Origin of the sequence: Agarivorans sp. 1_MG-2023 (assembly GCF_030548385.1) — a bacterium.
GTDB lineage: Bacteria > Pseudomonadota > Gammaproteobacteria > Enterobacterales > Celerinatantimonadaceae > Agarivorans.
This window is the reverse complement of record NZ_JAUOSJ010000004.1, coordinates 334,264-351,241: the sequence shown is the minus strand read 5'-3', so window position 1 is coordinate 351,241 and position 16,978 is coordinate 334,264. Positions and strand designations below refer to the sequence as shown.

General features: G+C 45.6%; 14 protein-coding genes. 6 read left to right on the top strand and 8 right to left on the bottom strand.

Translation table 11 applies throughout. The features are described 5' to 3' along the window. The first annotated feature begins 192 nt into the window (after positions 1–192). Positions 193–2,520 (top strand): Tex family protein, encoded by a 2,328-nt coding sequence (locus Q4592_RS07935; RefSeq protein ID WP_303511780.1) that lies wholly within the window; start codon positions 193–195, stop codon positions 2,518–2,520. A gap of 121 nt (positions 2,521–2,641) precedes the next feature. Here Q4592_RS07935 and Q4592_RS07930 read toward each other — a convergent pair whose 3' ends face one another. From Q4592_RS07930 to bioH, 3 genes are all read right to left on the bottom strand, one after another. Then, positions 2,642–3,577 carry a putative metalloprotease CJM1_0395 family protein gene (locus tag Q4592_RS07930; RefSeq protein WP_303511779.1) on the bottom strand — a complete coding sequence of 312 codons (936 nt, stop codon included), beginning with the start codon at positions 3,575–3,577 and terminating at the stop codon, positions 2,642–2,644. A 1-nt stretch (position 3,578) separates the two neighbouring features. After that, positions 3,579–3,812, bottom strand: a complete 234-nt coding sequence (locus Q4592_RS07925; RefSeq protein ID WP_137674391.1) for a flagellar biosynthesis protein FlgE — start codon at positions 3,810–3,812, stop codon at positions 3,579–3,581. A gap of 67 nt (positions 3,813–3,879) precedes the next feature. Then, positions 3,880–4,653, bottom strand: coding sequence for a pimeloyl-ACP methyl ester esterase BioH (bioH, locus tag Q4592_RS07920; RefSeq protein WP_303511777.1), 774 nt, complete (start codon positions 4,651–4,653; stop codon positions 3,880–3,882). Between the two features lie 33 nt (positions 4,654–4,686). On the opposite strand from bioH, the gene Q4592_RS07915 reads away from it, so the two are divergent. Beyond that, positions 4,687–5,448, top strand: coding sequence for a ComF family protein (locus Q4592_RS07915; protein WP_303511776.1), 762 nt, complete (start codon positions 4,687–4,689; stop codon positions 5,446–5,448). 34 nt (positions 5,449–5,482) lie between these two features. Then, a complete protein-coding gene (gene nfuA, locus Q4592_RS07910) occupies positions 5,483–6,061 on the top strand; it encodes a Fe-S biogenesis protein NfuA (RefSeq protein WP_303511775.1) in 579 nt (192 codons plus the stop codon). A gap of 88 nt (positions 6,062–6,149) precedes the next feature. Here the strand turns inward: nfuA and gpsA are convergent, their stop codons facing one another. From gpsA to Q4592_RS07895, 3 genes are all read right to left on the bottom strand, one after another. After that, entirely contained in the window at positions 6,150–7,157 is a 1,008-nt protein-coding gene (gpsA, locus tag Q4592_RS07905) for an NAD(P)H-dependent glycerol-3-phosphate dehydrogenase (RefSeq protein WP_303511774.1), read from the bottom strand. Then, the gene (secB, locus tag Q4592_RS07900; protein ID WP_137673451.1) at positions 7,157–7,633 is read right to left on the bottom strand and encodes a protein-export chaperone SecB; all 477 of its coding nucleotides are present in this window, start codon (positions 7,631–7,633) and stop codon (positions 7,157–7,159) included. The genes gpsA and secB overlap by 1 nt, the downstream gene beginning before the upstream one ends. 67 nt (positions 7,634–7,700) lie before the next feature. Continuing rightward, positions 7,701–8,129: a rhodanese-like domain-containing protein gene (locus Q4592_RS07895; RefSeq protein WP_137673450.1), complete on the bottom strand. Its 429-nt coding sequence runs from the start codon at positions 8,127–8,129 to the stop codon at positions 7,701–7,703. A 252-nt stretch (positions 8,130–8,381) separates the two neighbouring features. Between Q4592_RS07895 and gpmM the strand changes: the two genes are divergently transcribed. Genes gpmM through Q4592_RS07880 form a run of 3 tightly spaced genes read left to right on the top strand, consistent with a single transcriptional unit; the run spans position 8,382 to position 11,888 of the window. Then, on the top strand, positions 8,382–9,914 hold the full coding sequence (gpmM, locus tag Q4592_RS07890; RefSeq protein ID WP_303511770.1) for a 2,3-bisphosphoglycerate-independent phosphoglycerate mutase: 1,533 nt from the start codon (positions 8,382–8,384) through the stop codon (positions 9,912–9,914). Positions 9,915–9,921: 7 nt separating this feature from the next. Continuing rightward, positions 9,922–11,109 (top strand): murein hydrolase activator EnvC, encoded by a 1,188-nt coding sequence (locus Q4592_RS07885; protein WP_303511768.1) that lies wholly within the window; start codon positions 9,922–9,924, stop codon positions 11,107–11,109. After that, a complete protein-coding gene (locus Q4592_RS07880) occupies positions 11,097–11,888 on the top strand; it encodes a divergent polysaccharide deacetylase family protein (protein ID WP_303511767.1) in 792 nt (263 codons plus the stop codon). Before Q4592_RS07885 ends, Q4592_RS07880 begins: the two co-directional genes overlap by 13 nt. A 250-nt stretch (positions 11,889–12,138) precedes the next feature. Here Q4592_RS07880 and Q4592_RS07875 read toward each other — a convergent pair whose 3' ends face one another. Then, a complete protein-coding gene (locus Q4592_RS07875; protein WP_303511765.1) occupies positions 12,139–12,372 on the bottom strand; it encodes a YkgJ family cysteine cluster protein in 234 nt (77 codons plus the stop codon). A gap of 124 nt (positions 12,373–12,496) precedes the next feature. Then, a complete protein-coding gene (locus Q4592_RS07870; RefSeq protein WP_303511763.1) occupies positions 12,497–16,927 on the bottom strand; it encodes a pilus assembly protein in 4,431 nt (1,476 codons plus the stop codon). Between the last annotated feature and the right edge of the window lie 51 nt (positions 16,928–16,978).

The window sequence follows — 16,978 nt, the reverse complement described above, 5'->3', positions numbered from 1 at the left end:
ACATATCCATGACCAAATGGATGCAACCAAACATATCTATGAACCAGTTATGAAAAAAAACTCACGTTGTGAAATTGTTTTCACATTATTAACTTTTTAAACAGTTAATTTCTTCTTGAAGCCACACAATAACTGAATAAGATAGTGAGCCACCATCGCCGTAGGATACGGCGTCTTGAGATAAGCAAGCACATGTCAAATATTGAACAACAAATTGCCATAGATATTAATGCTAACGCACAGCAAGTTAGCGCTGCCATTACACTGCTCGACGAAGGCTCTACAGTGCCTTTTATTGCCCGCTACCGAAAAGAAGCCACTGGCGGACTCGACGACGGGCAACTGCGTTTGCTAGAGCAGCGTTTAAGTTACTTGCGAGAAATGCAGCTACGCCGAATCAGCATTCTTAAGTCAATTACCGAACAAGACAAATTGACTCCACAGCTTGAGCAAGCCATTAATGCCGCGACCAGCAAAACCGAATTAGAAGATTTATACCTGCCTTACAAGAAAAAGCGCCGCACTAAAGGTCAAATAGCCATTGAAGCAGGCATAGAGCCTTTAGCCGAGGCTTTGCTTCAACAGCCCGATACCGCGCCGGAATCTTTAGCTGAAACCTATATCAATGTAGAGGCTGGCTTTGCCGATAGTAAAGCGGTATTAGATGGCGCAAAGTTCATATTAATGGAACGCTTTGCTATTCAAGCGCCTTTGCTTGCTAGCTTACGTTTGTTTCTGCAGCAGAACGCCGTGGTTAAAGCCGAGGTAATAGAAGGCCAGCAACAAAACGGCCAAAAGTTTCAAGACTACTTTGATTACCAAGAAGCGATAGGCAAAATCCCATCGCATCGCGCTTTAGCGATTCTTCGAGGTCGTAATGAAGGCATCCTAAACCTTAGCGTTGAGGTAGAACAAGACGAGGCCTTAAGCCACCCAGCAGAGCAAATTATTCGAGACTACGTTCAGCTCAATCCCAAGGGTGTTGCCAGTGATCGTTGGTTGGCGTCTGTAGTGCAATGGACATGGCGAGTAAAACTAAAATTACAGCTAGATACTGAGCTACTCAACCAAATTCGTGAACACGGCGAAGATGATGCCATTACAGTATTTTCTCGTAATCTAAACGATTTACTGATGGCCGCCCCGGCTGGCGCTAAAGCGACCTTAGGCTTAGACCCCGGCTTACGCACTGGTGTGAAAGTCGCCGTAGTTGACGCTACCGGAAAAATGCTAGCCTACGACACCATTTACCCTCACGCGCCACGTAATCAGTGGCAAGACTCGCTAAAAACCTTGGCCAGTTTAGTCACTAAATATGAAGTAAAACTGATCAGTGTGGGTAATGGTACGGCTTCTCGTGAAACCGACAAACTAGCCGCAGACCTCATTAACATGCTGCCTCCGCAGGGCATTCAAAAAGTAATGGTAAGTGAAGCGGGCGCGTCGGTGTATTCGGCTTCAGAACTAGCCGCTTTGGAATTTCCTGATTTAGATGTATCGATTCGTGGCGCGGTGTCTATTGCTCGTCGCCTGCAAGATCCTCTCGCTGAGTTGGTAAAAATTGAACCCAAAGCCATTGGTGTTGGCCAATACCAACACGATGTAAGCCAGAGCAAGTTGTCGCAGCAACTAGATAGCGTGGTAGAAGACTGTGTAAACGCGGTGGGTGTTGATATCAACATGGCATCGGCACCGTTACTCAGTTTTGTGGCTGGGCTAAACAGCACTATCGCGCAAAATATTGTGGCTTATCGTGATGAGAATGGCGCATTTAAATCGCGTGCAGCCATTAAAAAAGTGGCGCGTTTAGGGCCTAAGGCCTTTGAACAAGCTGCCGGGTTCTTACGTATCCATCAAGCTAAAAATGCCTTAGATGGCTCAGCAGTGCACCCCGAAGCCTACCCAGTGGTTGAAGCGATAGCTAAACACAGCCAGTGCCAAGTAAGCCAATTAATTGCCAATAACGAGCGCTTAAATAACTTAGACCCAAAACAGTTCACTAACGACAAATTTGGTTTGCCGACCGTAACCGACATTATCGCTGAGCTGAAAAAACCCGGCCGCGATCCACGCCCAGAGTTTGCCACGGCTAACTTCAAAGAAGGTGTGAATACCATCGGTGACTTAAAGCCTGCAATGTTGCTAGAAGGGGTAGTGACCAACGTGACTAACTTTGGCGCTTTTGTTGATGTAGGAGTGCATCAAGACGGTTTGGTGCATATTTCTTGCCTTGCCAATCACTTTGTAAAAGACCCTCACCAAGTCGTAAAAGCCGGTGATATTGTAAAAGTGAAAGTACTGGAAGTAGAACCACAGCGAAAACGCATTGCCCTTAGCATCCGTTTGGATGACGACATTCCTCAAACTGCAGCAAATAACAACAAGTCCAGAAGTACCCATCAAGGCAAACCTAAACAAGCAACCACCAGTAGAGCAACACCTAGGCACGCAGCTAAACCGCAAAAAACAGCACCAATTAATAGTGCCTTTGCAGATGCCTTTGCTAAAGCTAAAAAGTAACAGGGAGAAAGCCAAGTAGGCTTGCGTTTACTTGGCTTAAGCTGGCAAACGTAATTGAGACTGCGGCCAAAAGGCTAAAAAGCAATATGGGGAAGACTAAGTAGCCTTACGCTTACTGGGTTTAAGCTTGCAAGCTTAATTGTGACTGCGGACGAAAGGCTGCAGCACTAGCATAACGCTGCTGAATGTGGTCATTGCGTTGCGCCATTTGTTGCGCAATGTCGGGGTAACGTTGCTGCAGGGCTTGCGCATTTTGTTGTTGCTGAGCTTGTGCAGACTGTTGCTCTTCTTCGGTTGCGTTTAAGCCTGTTTCAAATGCCGACGGTTGTTCGTCTGAAGCTAACAAGCCCGGAGGTTGACTATGGTTAAGCTCTTGCTGTGCTTCAGCGGCCTTTTGTTGAGCTTGTGCGGCAACTTGTCTATCTTGACTCGACGGCTCAGCTGGCGCTAAGGCTGCGCGCTGAACTTGTTCCATTTTAGCAATGGTTGCTTGAGGATCATCAGGAATCTCACTGACATCAATTGATACCTCGCCACCTACCGCATATTGCTTACCATCAGGGCCACGCTCTAGCTCAAAAGAAGCGGCGCTGGCGTATTGGCCGCCAACAGCTTGGTGTTGAGCTTCATGGGTTCTCACTTCACGGTCACGAGAACTGAGCTCATCAACCTTTTTTTGTTCGCCTTCACTAAGTTCGTTTTGGCTTTTTTGTCTGGCGCTTGGCTGCTCTGATCCTGATTGACCCGACCCCGCTTGCTCACCGTCTTTTGCTTGATCCCCCTGTTTACCTTGCTGGTCACCCTGTTGCTCGCGACCTTGCTGAGTTTCTCGCTCGCTAATTTTAGCGTTTTGCTGTTCTTGAACTTGTGGATATTGGGCGGTGACTTGTGGTTTAGAGCGATCTTTTTCCGCGCCTACTTCTGGCTCTTTGGCAAAGCTCGCAACTTCTTTAGGTTGGGCAATAACTTGGCGCAACTGATTGTCGCGGCGCGCCGCATCGGTGGGCGGCGAAAGCGTATTGGGGAACACATTAGGTAAGCTAACATTGATATTCATTTTAGGCCTCTATATCCAATAAAGTACCTAACATTTTTGATTCTGTTTGAATCACTTTAGCGCCCGCTTTGGCATACAGTTCGGCTTGGCTCAAACTGACTAGCGCATCAACCACTTCATTTTGCTGAGGTTCCCGCTTTGCTGCGACCTCAGCCAAGGTTTGGGCACTTTCGCTAACTTGTTGATTTGCGTTAGCAATAATTTGATAACCGCTGTTCGCTGCTCCAACTTGCATATGCCCTCCAACTAAATCGGCAAAAAGCCACCTATGATTAGAGCTAATTTTAGCAAATCGTACACTTTTACACCACTACTGTGCGCCCAAACTCAATAATCTTATCTGCAAACAAAGCTTTTTCGGAGATGAATGGAGCATGTGATGAGCTTTCAAATTGGTACTGCTGCGCCTCACTATGTAATGCGGCATGTTGCGCCATAGCGGCTTTTGGTACTAAGGCGTCGCTGCGCCCATAAAGTTGTAACCATGGCATGCTTATCTGAGCAACTTGCGCTCTTAAGTCTTGGCTCTGCAATAAGGCTAAACCTTGCTGTAAGGCGTCTAACTTAGGCAAAGGTTTATCGGCCAGCAGGTCACGCAATTGTTTGATATCTTGCTTGGCATGAGCGCTACCCATGGCTTGAATCGCCAAAAATTGTTGTAGCGTTTTATTAAAGTCTTGCTGCAACCCTAGAGCAAAACCGCTAAGCACTTTGTCTTGAATGCCTGGCCAATCTTCCCCCGCGACAAAGTGGGCGGAACTGGCAACGGTAACTAAGCCGGCAACATGCGCAGGCAAATGAATAGCGGCATGTTTTGCCACTAAGCCGCCTAACGACCAGCCCAGCCACAGAGCTTTTTCTGGTACTTGTTTTGCGATAGCTTGCGCCATTCCCTCAAGGCTTAAGGTTTCGATAGCTGTAGAGTGACCAAAACCCGGTAAATCAAAGCGATAAACGGTAAAGTGCTGACTCAATAATTCACTCACTGGCTGCCAAACGGCGCCGTTTAAACCCCAACCGTGAATAAGAATTAACGTTGGCCCACTGCCTTGCCGCTCAAAATGCAATTTGCTCATCTACACTTAACTACTCGTTTATAAGGGGAGCCAATGTTAACCAGTTTTTCCAAGGCTTTAAACCATCCGTTGCTGCAATCAACCCAATGTGTTTTTTGCTTACAATGCAAAAACGCTAGGCAAGCTTGCTGCTCAAGCTGCTACGCCATATTATGTGGGCAACATGGTGAGCGTTGCCAAACCTGTTATTTGCCCTTGGCCGAAGCGGGTATTTGCGGAGAATGCCAAAAGGAACCACCCCACTTCGACCGAGTCATTTGTTTAAATGATTACCAATGGCCACTTGAACCAGTCATCAAAGCCTACAAATACGGCAAACAACAATACCTAGCAAAACCCTTAAGTCGGCTACTGTTGAACCACACCAAGCAACAAGGCTCAATATTGCCTGAGGCTTTTTTACCAGTGCCTCTGCATTGGTTTAAACAATGGCGACGAGGCTTTAATCAAAGTGAGTTACTCGCCAGCAGTATTGCTAAGCAACTAAATAAACCGATGTGCTCACCACTGGTACGTAAACACTACGGCATAAGCCAAGCGAGCCTTAATCGGCAACAACGCCAGCGTGCTTTAACCGCCAGCTTTAGCCTTAAACACGAAATCCAATTTAAACATTGGGTATTAGTAGACGACGTGGTGACCACTGGCAGCACTGCCAACGTGATAGCCAAGATGCTCAAGCAAGCGGGGGCTGAACAAGTCGATGTTTGGGCAATTGCGCGAACCGATAAACCTAAACATAAAAAATCGTCAGCTAGCAGCACTAGCAGAGCTCACAAAAAAGCCGTACAATAAACCTTAGTAATTTAGTCAGGTATCGAGGAAGCAGATGGTATCGATCTCAGAAACGGCTCAACAACACTTTGTTAAGCTGCTAGAACAACAGCCTGAAGGCACCCACATTCGCGTATTTGTGGTAAACCCAGGTACCCCTAGTGCAGAGTGTGGCGTATCTTACTGCCCACCAGAATCGGTTGAAGAAGACGATACTGCACTGCAATTTGATGGCTTTAAAGCCATGGTAGATACCGCAAGCGCACCCTTTTTAGATGAAGCGGAAATCGATTTTGTCACCGATAAAGTGGGCTCGCAACTTACCCTTAAAGCACCAAATGCTAAAATGCGTAAAGTTGAAGATGACGCACCGCTTATCGAACGTGTTGAATACGTTATCGAAAGCCAGGTAAACCCTAACCTTGCCTCTCACGGTGGTAAAGTTAGCGTAATGGAACTTACTGAAGAAGGTGTGGTTGTACTGCAATTTGGCGGCGGCTGTAACGGCTGCAGCATGGTTGACGTAACACTGAAAGAAGGGATTGAAAAGCAATTGCTTGAAGCCTTCCCGGGTGAGTTAACCGGCGTGAGAGACGTAACAGAGCACCAAGCAGGTGAGCACTCTTACTACTAGCCGCGCTTATCGTTAAGTAGATGCTAGCGAAATAAAAAAGCCTATCTATTGATAGGCTTTTTTGTGTTAGTAATTAACTTAAACCAAGTTATTCTTCGCGCTGGTCACGCGCTAAAAGATCCATCGCTGCTTGCTTTGGCGATTTAGCTTTATAAAGCACCTGATAAACCTGCTCAACGATTGGCATTTCTACGCCAACCCGTTGCGCGAGCAAATACACTTCTTTGGTATTGCGGTAACCTTCTACCACCTGACCAATATCAGCTTCTGCTTGCTCAAGTGATTTACCGGCACCTAGTGCAAGACCAAATCGGCGGTTACGGCTTTGGTTATCAGTACAAGTGAGTACCAAGTCACCCAAACCTGCCATCCCTTTGAAAGTCTCAGCTTCTGCACCTAAGGCTGTACCTAAACGCGCCATTTCGCGTAAACCACGGGTGATTAAAGCGGTGCGTGCATTTGCGCCAAAGCCTAAGCCGTCGGCCAAACCTGCGCCTATCGCAATCACGTTTTTCACTGCGCCGCCCAGTTGCACACCAACAATATCGTTGTTGGTATACACTCTAAAGCTACGCTCACAGCGCATTACTTCAGCCAAGTAGCTAACAAAGTCAGTATCTGATGAAGATGCCGAAATGGCCGTAGGTAAACCTGCGGCTAATTCTTTAGCAAAAGTAGGCCCTGAAATAACCGCTAACGAGCGTTGCTCGCCAAGCACTTCAACCGCTACTTCTGAAAGCAAGTGTCCAGTATTTGCCTCTAAACCTTTGGTTGCCCAAGCTACACGCGACTCTGCGCTCAGCATTGGCTTTATTTGACGCATAATGTCAGCAAAAGCAAAGCTAGGCACCACCACTAATAAGTTGTCGCTTTGGGCAACGGCCGTCGCTAAATCAGCCTCTAACTCGAGACTATCAGGAAAGGTAATACCGGGTAGAAAATCTTGGTTTTCACGGGCTGCATTAAGTGCAGCCACATGTTCAGGCTCATGACCCCATAACACGGTACGTTGTCCATTACGGGCAATGGCAATCGCCAAAGCAGTACCGTATGAGCCAGCGCCCAATACGGTCATAGTCGCCTTTGAGTTAGTCATTAAGCGTCAGCTTTAGCCGCTTGTTGCTGCTCAGCTTGCTGTTGTACGTAGTTAGCAAACAAAGCATCAAAGTTAACTGGTGCAAGGTTAATTTGTGGGAATGAACCACGGTTAACTAAGTTAGATACCGCTTCACGAGCGTAAGGGAACAAAATGTTCGGGCAGTACGCGTTAATTGCGTGAGCAAGTTGTGGCTCTGGCATATTGCCTAGAGTGAAAATACCACCTTGATGAACTTCGCATAAGAATGCTGTTTTGTCTTCTACTTTTGCAGTAACAGTAAGCGTAAGCACTACTTCAAATACGTTATCAGCAAGTTTGTTGCTAGTGGTATCTAGGTCAACTTTCACTTCTGGTTTCCATTCTAGTTGGAAAACTTGAGGAGAGTTAGGCGTCTCGAAAGAGATATCTTTGGTGTAGATACGTTGGATTGCAAATTCTACTTGTGGTGCTTCTGTGGTTGCTGCTTCAGCCATTATAAATACCTTTAATACTGTGTTTTAAAATTGTCTAATTGCTAAGCGTTAGCAATCAAGCGCGATCTTATTTCTTAGTGATCGGTAGGTTTGCAGATTTCCAGTCGGTCATGCCGCCGCGTAAGTTATACACTTGCTCAAAACCGCCTTTAACTAGCGTATTTGCCGCTGAGCCAGAACGCATCCCTGTTTCACATACAACGATAATGGGGCTGCCCTTTAAATTTTCAATAGGCTTGAAGTTATTAGCCTGTATTTGAGTTAAAGGAATGTGACGTGCGCCCGCAATATACCCTTTTTTGTATTCATCGTTAGTACGAACATCTACCACTACGGCGTCTTGTTTATTAATAAGCAAGGTCGCTTCGTGATTACCCACTGAAGTCACTTTTGACAACATTGGTTGAATAAAACTGTAAATAACGGCACCGAACAAACCTACCCAAGCGAATGAAATGATAGGGTTATTTCCGACAAATTCGACAACTTGCTGCATAGTATGACAATTCCAGTTAAGCAAATAGTTAGTGATAATGGGGCGAGAGTATACACCCGAGCGGCAAGAATAGCAGCTATCGTAGACGCGTAACTAGGCAAATTGACCTAAGATTCATACACCAACAAAAAAATCACTTAAAATGACTAATCTCGGTTGAATTGCGTTCAATCAGGTGACTCAAACTAAAAATGTAGTAATATTTCACTAATTCGTTTTTCACTTTTACATTTACCGATTGAGGAAATTGCAATGTCTGCAAGCAAAAAGCCTTTGGCTCTAATCATTATGGATGGCTGGGGCTACCGCCAAGATAGCGCGGATAACGCCGTAGCAAACGCGAACACCCCTGTACTAGACAACCTTTGGAACACTGCTGCTAGCACACTGATTTCAAGTTCTGGTCTAGATGTTGGTCTACCTGATGGCCAAATGGGTAACTCTGAAGTAGGCCACACCAACATTGGTGCCGGTCGAATCGTATACCAAGAACTGACTCGTGTTGGTAAGTCAATTACAGATGGTGACTTCTTCACCAATGACGTTTTAGTGGGCGCGGTAGATAAAGCCGTAGCAGCCAACAAAGCTGTACACATTATGGGCCTACTTTCTCCGGGCGGCGTTCACAGCCACGAAGACCACATGTTAGCGGCTATCGAACTCGCCGCGAAACAAGGTGCTAAAGAAATTTACCTGCACGCATTTTTAGATGGCCGCGATACACCACCACGTAGCGCCCAAGGTTCTATCGAGAAATTCGATGCTAAATTTGCTGAAGTGGGCGCGGGTCGCATCGCTTCATTAGTAGGTCGTTACTACGCCATGGACCGCGATAACCGTTGGGAACGTGTAGAGGAAGCTTATCAGCTATTAACTGAAGGCAAAGCAGAATACAGTTACGCTAACGCAACTGAAGCACTAGCGGCCGCTTACGCACGTGAAGAAAACGATGAATTTGTTAAAGCCTCGGTAATTGGTGACGCACCAGCGGCTATTAACGATGGCGACGCGGTATTGTTCATGAACTTCCGTGCTGACCGTGCTCGTGAAATTTCTCGCTGTTTTGTTGAACAAGACTTCACCGGCTTTGCGCGCGCTAAAGTACCAGCCTGCGAGTTTGTTACGCTGACTCAATACGCAGCAGACATTAATGCACCTTGTGCTTACGGCCCAACAGACTTAGTGAATACCCTAGGCGAATGGCTAGAGAAGAAAGAGAAAACTCAACTACGCATCTCAGAAACTGAGAAATATGCTCACGTTACCTTCTTCTTCAATGGCGGCAAAGAAGACGCGTTTGTTGGCGAAGATCGCGAACTTATCCCTTCACCTAAGGTAGCCACTTACGACCTGCAGCCAGAAATGAACTCGGAAATGTTAACCGATAAGTTTGTTGCTGCCATTGAAAGCGGTAAGTACGATGTAATTATCTGTAACTACCCTAACACCGACATGGTTGGTCACACGGGCGTTTATGAAGCAGCAGTAAAAGCGTGTGAAGCAGTAGATACAAGCATTGGTCGTTTAGTGGAAGCACTAGATAAAGTAGGCGGCGAGTGTTTAATTACAGCTGACCACGGTAACGCCGAGCAAATGGTTGACCCAGAAACAGGTGGCATCCACACCGCTCACACTAACCTACCGGTACCATTTATCTACTACGGCCGCGAAGCCACGCCAGTAGAAGGTGGTCGCCTAAGTGATATCGCTCCTACCATGCTAAGTTTGATGGGCATGGAAACTCCAGCAGAAATGACTGGCAAGGCCTTGATGAATTTGAAATAATGGCTTGATGAAACAGCCTAATTCACATTCGAATCAAGGTGTTATTAAACGCCTTGTTCGCCTGTTAAACGCCAGCCTTATCGCTGGCGTTTTGCTATTGCTCTGCTCTCCTACTCATGCCGATGAGCAACAGCAGCTGATTAATGTGCAAAAACAGCTCAAGCAGCAACAACAGCAACTCAAACAACGCAAAAGCAATATATCTAAAGCCCAAGAGCAGTTACGCCAATACGAATTAGCGCTTGCTGACTCTAGCCAACAACTAAGAAAACTCAACAACCAACTGTCTCATTCTAAAATGGAGCAGCAGCAAATTGAGTCACAGATAAATACCTTAAAACAGCAGCTCAAACAGCAACAAAAAGCCCTGGCAGCTCAAATAAATAGCGCCTACCGTTTAGGTGAAAGCGACTATATGAAGATGCTGTTGAACCAACAAAATGCAGCCAACTTAGAGCGCATGCTTAGTTATTACCAGTATTTGGCTAAAGCACGCAGTGCCGCATTGCTTGAAGTAAATGATAAGCAAATTGAATTAAGCCGAGTACAAGAGCAACTGGCGGAATCACAGAAGAAGCTCGAGGTCTTAGTAAGCCTGCAGCAAGATAAGCTGCAACAATCTCAAGCTCAACAGGATCAACGTAAGCAGCAGCTCGCTAAACTCAATACCTTGCAAAACACTGAACAAAGCCGTTTAGAACAGCTGCAAATAAACGAACAGCAGTTACAACAAGTGATTAGTGACAAAATTGAACAGCAGCAACAATTAGCTTTGAAACAAAACTTGGATAAAACCCCACTCACCGGGTTAGCCAAAACCAAGGGCAAGCTGCCATGGCCACTTAGCGGACGAGTTCTGCATAGTTACAACAGCCAAAATCAAGGGCAAACTCGCTGGCAAGGCATTGTGATTGATTCCCACCCTGGCACCAAAGTGCAAGCAGTAGCGGCTGGTAATGTGGTCTTTGCCGATTGGTTGCGTGGTTACGGGCTAGTGGTAGCTATTGACCACGGAGAACAGTACTTAAGTTTTTACGGTTATAACCAAAGTATAAACGCCGAAGTGGGTGAACGGGTAAATGCCGGAAAAACCATTGCTTACGCGGGTAACACGGGTGGGCAAACCACCAATGCATTATTCTTCCAAATTCGCCATAAAGGGCAGACCCAAGACCCGAGTAAATGGTTAAAATAGTTAGCGCTTGCATAAGCGTATTGTTTTGTAGCCATCTGCTTGCCAGCCAACTCACCATTATTATCGACGATGTGGGTAATAGCGCCCGTGACATTGAGTTATTGGAGCTTCACCCCAGCATTACGCTTTCGGTTTTGCCTTCCAGCCCCTATGCCAAAGAAATTGCCGAACTAGCCCAACAGCAGCAGCGCGAAGTGATGTTGCATTTACCCATGCAGGGTAGCGGGGAAATAGCGTTAGGGCCTTATGGCTTAAACGACCACTTAGATGAAGGCAGCTTTAAACAGCGAGTACAAGCCGCGATTAATGACTACCCCGAAGCCACCGGTTTAAACAACCATATGGGTAGCCAGTTAACCCAACTCCCCACCGAGATGCACTGGCTAATGCAAGTATTGGCAAAACAGCAATTGTTTTTTGTGGACAGTCGTACTCATTTAGCCAGCATTGGCAATAAAGTTGCCAGCCATTACCAAGTGCCCAACCTGCGTAGACACGTATTTCTAGATCACCAAGATAATCCCGCTGCAATAGAAAAACAGTGGCAGCAGGCAATTATCATTGCGCGTAAATACGGCCATGCTGTGCTGATTGCCCACCCAAGACCACATTCGGTAAATCAACTGGCTAAACTTGCGCTACCAGAAGATGTACAGCTAGTTGGTGTGGCCCAGCGATTAGCACTCAATAACATCCCAAAAACAGAAACGCCACTGCTCCAACTAGTGGATGCCACAAGCATACAATCTGCTGAAGATATAGAAACATCCACCTATTAGTAAACTAGTGTTAAGTGCTTAGCCAAAGTTCACGACAAGGCCGTTCGTATCTTCCTTTTTCTTGAATCGCTCTCTTGCTGCTAAGCTTTTGGGGCGGCTTCTATCTGCGCATGCTTGTTCACAATTATTATTCGACACTGGTTTAGCACTTGTGCTGTGATTTCATATTGCAACGCCAAGACTGAGATTCGAAATAGAAATCAAACAACACTAATCTGCGACTACGTAATTGATGACTAAGCCCTAGGATTTAAGCCGTTTGCTCCTCGAGGTGAATAAGATTATCCAAGGCTTGCTGCTGGGTATCACCGCATAGCCACTTAGCGGCTTTAAAATCACTACATACTTGTGGCCGCTTGGCTTGACCAAAAATTTTGCACAAGTTATCAGCATTGAGATGCATACAGCGCTCACCGGCAGGTTTATGTAAAGAACTAATCGAAGGTGCAATACAACAAGCACCGCAACCGATTCGGCATTGCATAGTCAGTGCTCACGAAATTGAAGGGGCGCTAGTGTAGCAAAAAACATCTATAAATATACGAGTAAAAAAGCAACAAAAAATGGCAGCCAAAAGGCTGCCATTTTTATCTTTTTAAGCCAAAGGTTTAGTGAAGCCTGCGTAAGCTTAATCGTCCTGTTGGCGAGAGGAAATCATCAAAACACAGCATCGTTCCGTTACTCAGGGTGATACAGTTTTTCTGATTCACTGACCCATCATGCTCTGAACCATCACTAGGTAAGTTAGGATCAATAATCACGCCTGGCGAAGAAGGTATACCGTCTTCCACTTTTTGGTGTGAACTGTCGTTGTTAATGGTGTCGCTATCATCGTTAGGGTCGGTGTTTCCATCAGTACCGGTATTCCAAGTTCGACCAGAATGCAGGTTAAGCTCCATATACCAACCGCTACCACCTGATGCGCATGTATCAGTATTGGGTAGCATGGTTGTAAAACTTAACTTGTTTGATAGCAACAAGCTATGACTCACCTGCCGCTCTCCATAGTTGTTAGTATTTTTGTTTTGAGTGTTCACAAAGTCTAAATACCAACCACTTTGACTAGACCAATCAATCGGGTAGTCGGTTAGTCGGCGATTGCGTGCGTCTTCTTCAATTATCGCTTGGCGCAATAAATTTGAATCATAAACCTCTTGGCCATCTACCCGTGAGCGAGAGCTCTCTACTGCAGTACCGTTTAAACGGTCCCAAATAACGTAAATACTCTGAGTATCTTGATTATCAGCATCGTTGTCATCCACCTCAATGTACTTACCAGTGCCAAAGGCCACTAATACACCTTTACCTATACCCTCGGGGTGGACACCCACAGATGGCTTAGTCGTAATGGGCTGAGCTTGATACTGGTAACTGGTTCCCACCACCTTTTTACTAGGGCTTACAGCACTAAATAGAGGCGGTTGTTTACCGCCACTACTAGTTGTAGCTAAGCCCCAATCACTGGTAGATTTGCTTGAGACATCAAACACCCACATGTTGCCGAATAAGTCGCCTGCATAAATCCTATCGGCTACGCCATCACCAGTTAAATCAACTACCGCAGGAGACGCTAAGCCATTTGGTCTCGCTTGACCAGTGGGATCTTGATCACTACCTACCCCTGTTTTTAAGCTCGCAATTAAACTGCCGTCTTTTAAATCAGCAATGAATAACATCCCTTCATCTTCAGAAGCGTTATAGCCATTAGAAAATATGACTCCAGTTTCACCATTAGGTAACTTAGCAATAGTAGGTTGTTCTCGGCTATAACCTAAGCCTTCGAAGCCCCTAGTGTTGTTATCAATTTCCCACTTGATGTTGTTTTTAGATGGCCAGTTCATATTAGTAACATCAATGGCATACAAGCCTTTAACGCCAGTGCCTAAAGTGCCAACTACCGTGGTTTTGTCTGAATCGTCGGTGTAAGCGCTAATGGCTCCATCAACAAAGTATTTATGGGTATAAGTGCTTCTACTTAGGCTGTTAAGGTGTTGGTATACTTGGCTTGGAATATAAGCCATTAATTCTTTGCCCGTCTTAGCATCAATAACATGTACCATGCCGTCATTAGCACCAAAGACTAAAACTGGTTTATTCACCTTATGACCTGTTGCCACATCAACGTAATAGGGAATAGAGTTGATCACATCGCCCAGCGCGGTAGAACGTTTACGCATGGCGTAGGCTAAGTCACTTTGCTCGTAGGTTCGATCACCGCGAAGGTAATTAACCACGGCCTCCAAATAAGCAACCTTGGTAGCTTCAGAGCCGTTTTGCCCACCAAGCAAACTATTGATTTGCGCCAGGCTTAAGCCATCGCTGTCACCACCCAAGTTATTTGGCGCAACAAAGTCTACGATTCGATTCGATTCTGGGTTACGCGTAAAAATCGTTCTATTTTCTGGCAACATAGCATCTAATTCTTTAGCCGCGCTCCAGGTTTCAGTTGAGCTAAAGCCACCACCACTAGCAGCTTTATAAGCTTTCACATCACCACTCCAGTACTCCCCATCAAAAGCAGATTGATATAGAAACGAGCTACTGGTTAAAAAGTTATTGTTAAATACCGGTGGACTCGCTGATTGACTGCCACTGGCGATTTTCTCTAAAGCTTTACCAATTTGTGCTCCCAATTGGCCCGCATTCGTAACGGGAAAGTAGTTATCTGGTGAGCCGGGTACTTCTTCATCCCATTCACCGTCATCAGGTATACCGTTATTGTTGGTATCAGTGAAGCCCCCCCACTTCGCCGCGTACCAAAGTGGCGATGGAAGTAAGGTGGCGGCAGCAGAATCAGAACTAGGGAAGAAGTTTCGCTTACGGATGAGCGGTAAATCATTGGCGTTATTGCTCACTTCGCGCGAGTTATATGGAAATGCCGCTTCGTTTTCTAAAGGCGTATCTAAATAGTACTCACGTTTGCTACCACTTTTGTCTTTCACGTCGAGGTAGATACCGTCTTTATCAGTACCCGAGATAACGTATCCAGCATGTTGATCGATACTACCCGCTGCATACAGCGAATCTAAGGTTAACTGCACACCTTTGCGCTTTGTACAGGTAGCTTCGTTGTCATAAGCACTGTTGCAAAGCTCTTTCACTTCATAGTGATACTTAACGATCATGTCCATTTCATGGTCGGCACCTTGCTCAACATCCTCAAAATTGATCCTAAAGGTGCCTTTCGTTGGTGAGAACTCTTCTACGTAATAATCCACAATGGTATTGGTAGGCTGAAAATCGCCTTTTTTGGTACTAATACATTTTCCACCCACACAGCCGCCTACCGATTTAGCAAAGGGCACAATAATGATTTTTTCACCCGCAACCTCTACTTCAACCTCAGGCAGAGGAGAAGATACCGCCACTACAGTAGTTTGGATGTTTTGCTTACCGGGTTTCGTTGGAAACATATCTGTTTTATGCCCGTAATGCGCCACTGCAGCGACGGAATAACTACCTTCTTTAGTCGGCTCTTGTGGAGATAAACCACGAATTTCCGATAAGCTAGTCACCGTTTTTGCGGTTGGTGCACTCGTTGTGCCAGAGTCATCACCGACCGATTCACCAATAAAGTAATCTCCTTTAATGTTCTCGTGAGTAGAAATATTATCGAGTAAGTTCTTCAAGTGAAAGCCATCTAGCGTGGACCCCGAATAGCTACTCACAAAACTCGGATGAGCGTTCGGTAATTCATCTGAATCGTAAGAAGGGCTAATATCACTAATCACCAAATTAAACGGAGCAGCGCAGTAATCCCGATTTTCGTAAGGGTCATCCCAGGCAGCAAAAGGTAAGCCTAAATAACCATCTATCGTGCCTTTACCACTTGAATATGAGCCGCTGGCTGAGCCTTCCCCATGAAAATACCGCAAACTCTCATAAAGCATTTCACCAATGGGGTTGCCCCAAGAGGTACATTCGCCATTGCGAATAGCTCTGTCTGTGATCCAACCACAGCCATACTCATAGCTGCCATATTTAAACCCGTAAATCCGCAGCTTATTAATGGTGCTAACAATACCGTCAGTGTTAGTTTTAAACTGACCGCTGTTGGTAATAATCTCATCACCAAAATGAGACACCGCTTTGCGCAATACCCCGCCGGAGAGATTTTTATCATAACTGCCTGTGAGCAAGCCAAATTCTATGCTGCCATCTTCGCCGTAATCATGCAGCAAACCGGTTGGTTTAAATTGCTTATTGGGATATTCCTTACAGTTAGCCTCTAATTTGTCTTTCACACATACTTCGACACGGATCTCATAAGACTCGCTAACATTACCAGCTAACACCGGACGCTCGGTTGTGGCCCACTCCCAAATCTCTTTGTTCATGTTCTTTTTAATACGAAGCTCTGGTGCACCGCCATCAGACCAAGAAGCACTACCAAAAAAGTGTTTTCTATTTGAATTTGGTTGAGACAAAGGGGTGTAGTTATCGATACGATAACCGTTCACAGCCTCAGAGGTATAACTCTTCCCCCAAGAGTGAGCGTCTTGAGGAATGAAAACTCGCTCAAGTACCGTTAAGCCTTCGCTATCCACTGTGCGATAGCCGCCGTATAACACCGTGCGTAAAACATCCATGCGCGACATGGTTAAGTAGTTAAGGAAATCTCCACTCCATTCACCAGAACCGCTACACGTTTTGGTTGTGGCTTTTGCGCCCACACCCGGTGAAAATCGTTTTTGCGTAGTATTGTAGGTATAACAGCGTTGGCTGTTAAAGTAGCCAGCATAATCAACAGCAAGAGGATTATAGTTAATGTCTAAATCATCGTTACCGGTTAAGTCGGTAGCGTCATTGTAAGCTTCATAATAAAGCGTATGATCCCGCCCCATCACCAACATCACCATTGGTGCTGGCGTGGTAGCCACATATAAAGGGCTATCAGCTAAGTTAAGGTTTGCCGCAGATAAGGCTGGGACAAAGCAACAACTTATTAAACTAAAACTAACTAAACGGCGTTTTATATCACTATTGGTTTTAGATAATAAACGCCATCGCATTTGATGTATAAACACAGAGAATTTCATTAAAGCTTCGCTTCCAACAACATAGCTCGCCAGCCTTTTTCAAACCCTTTG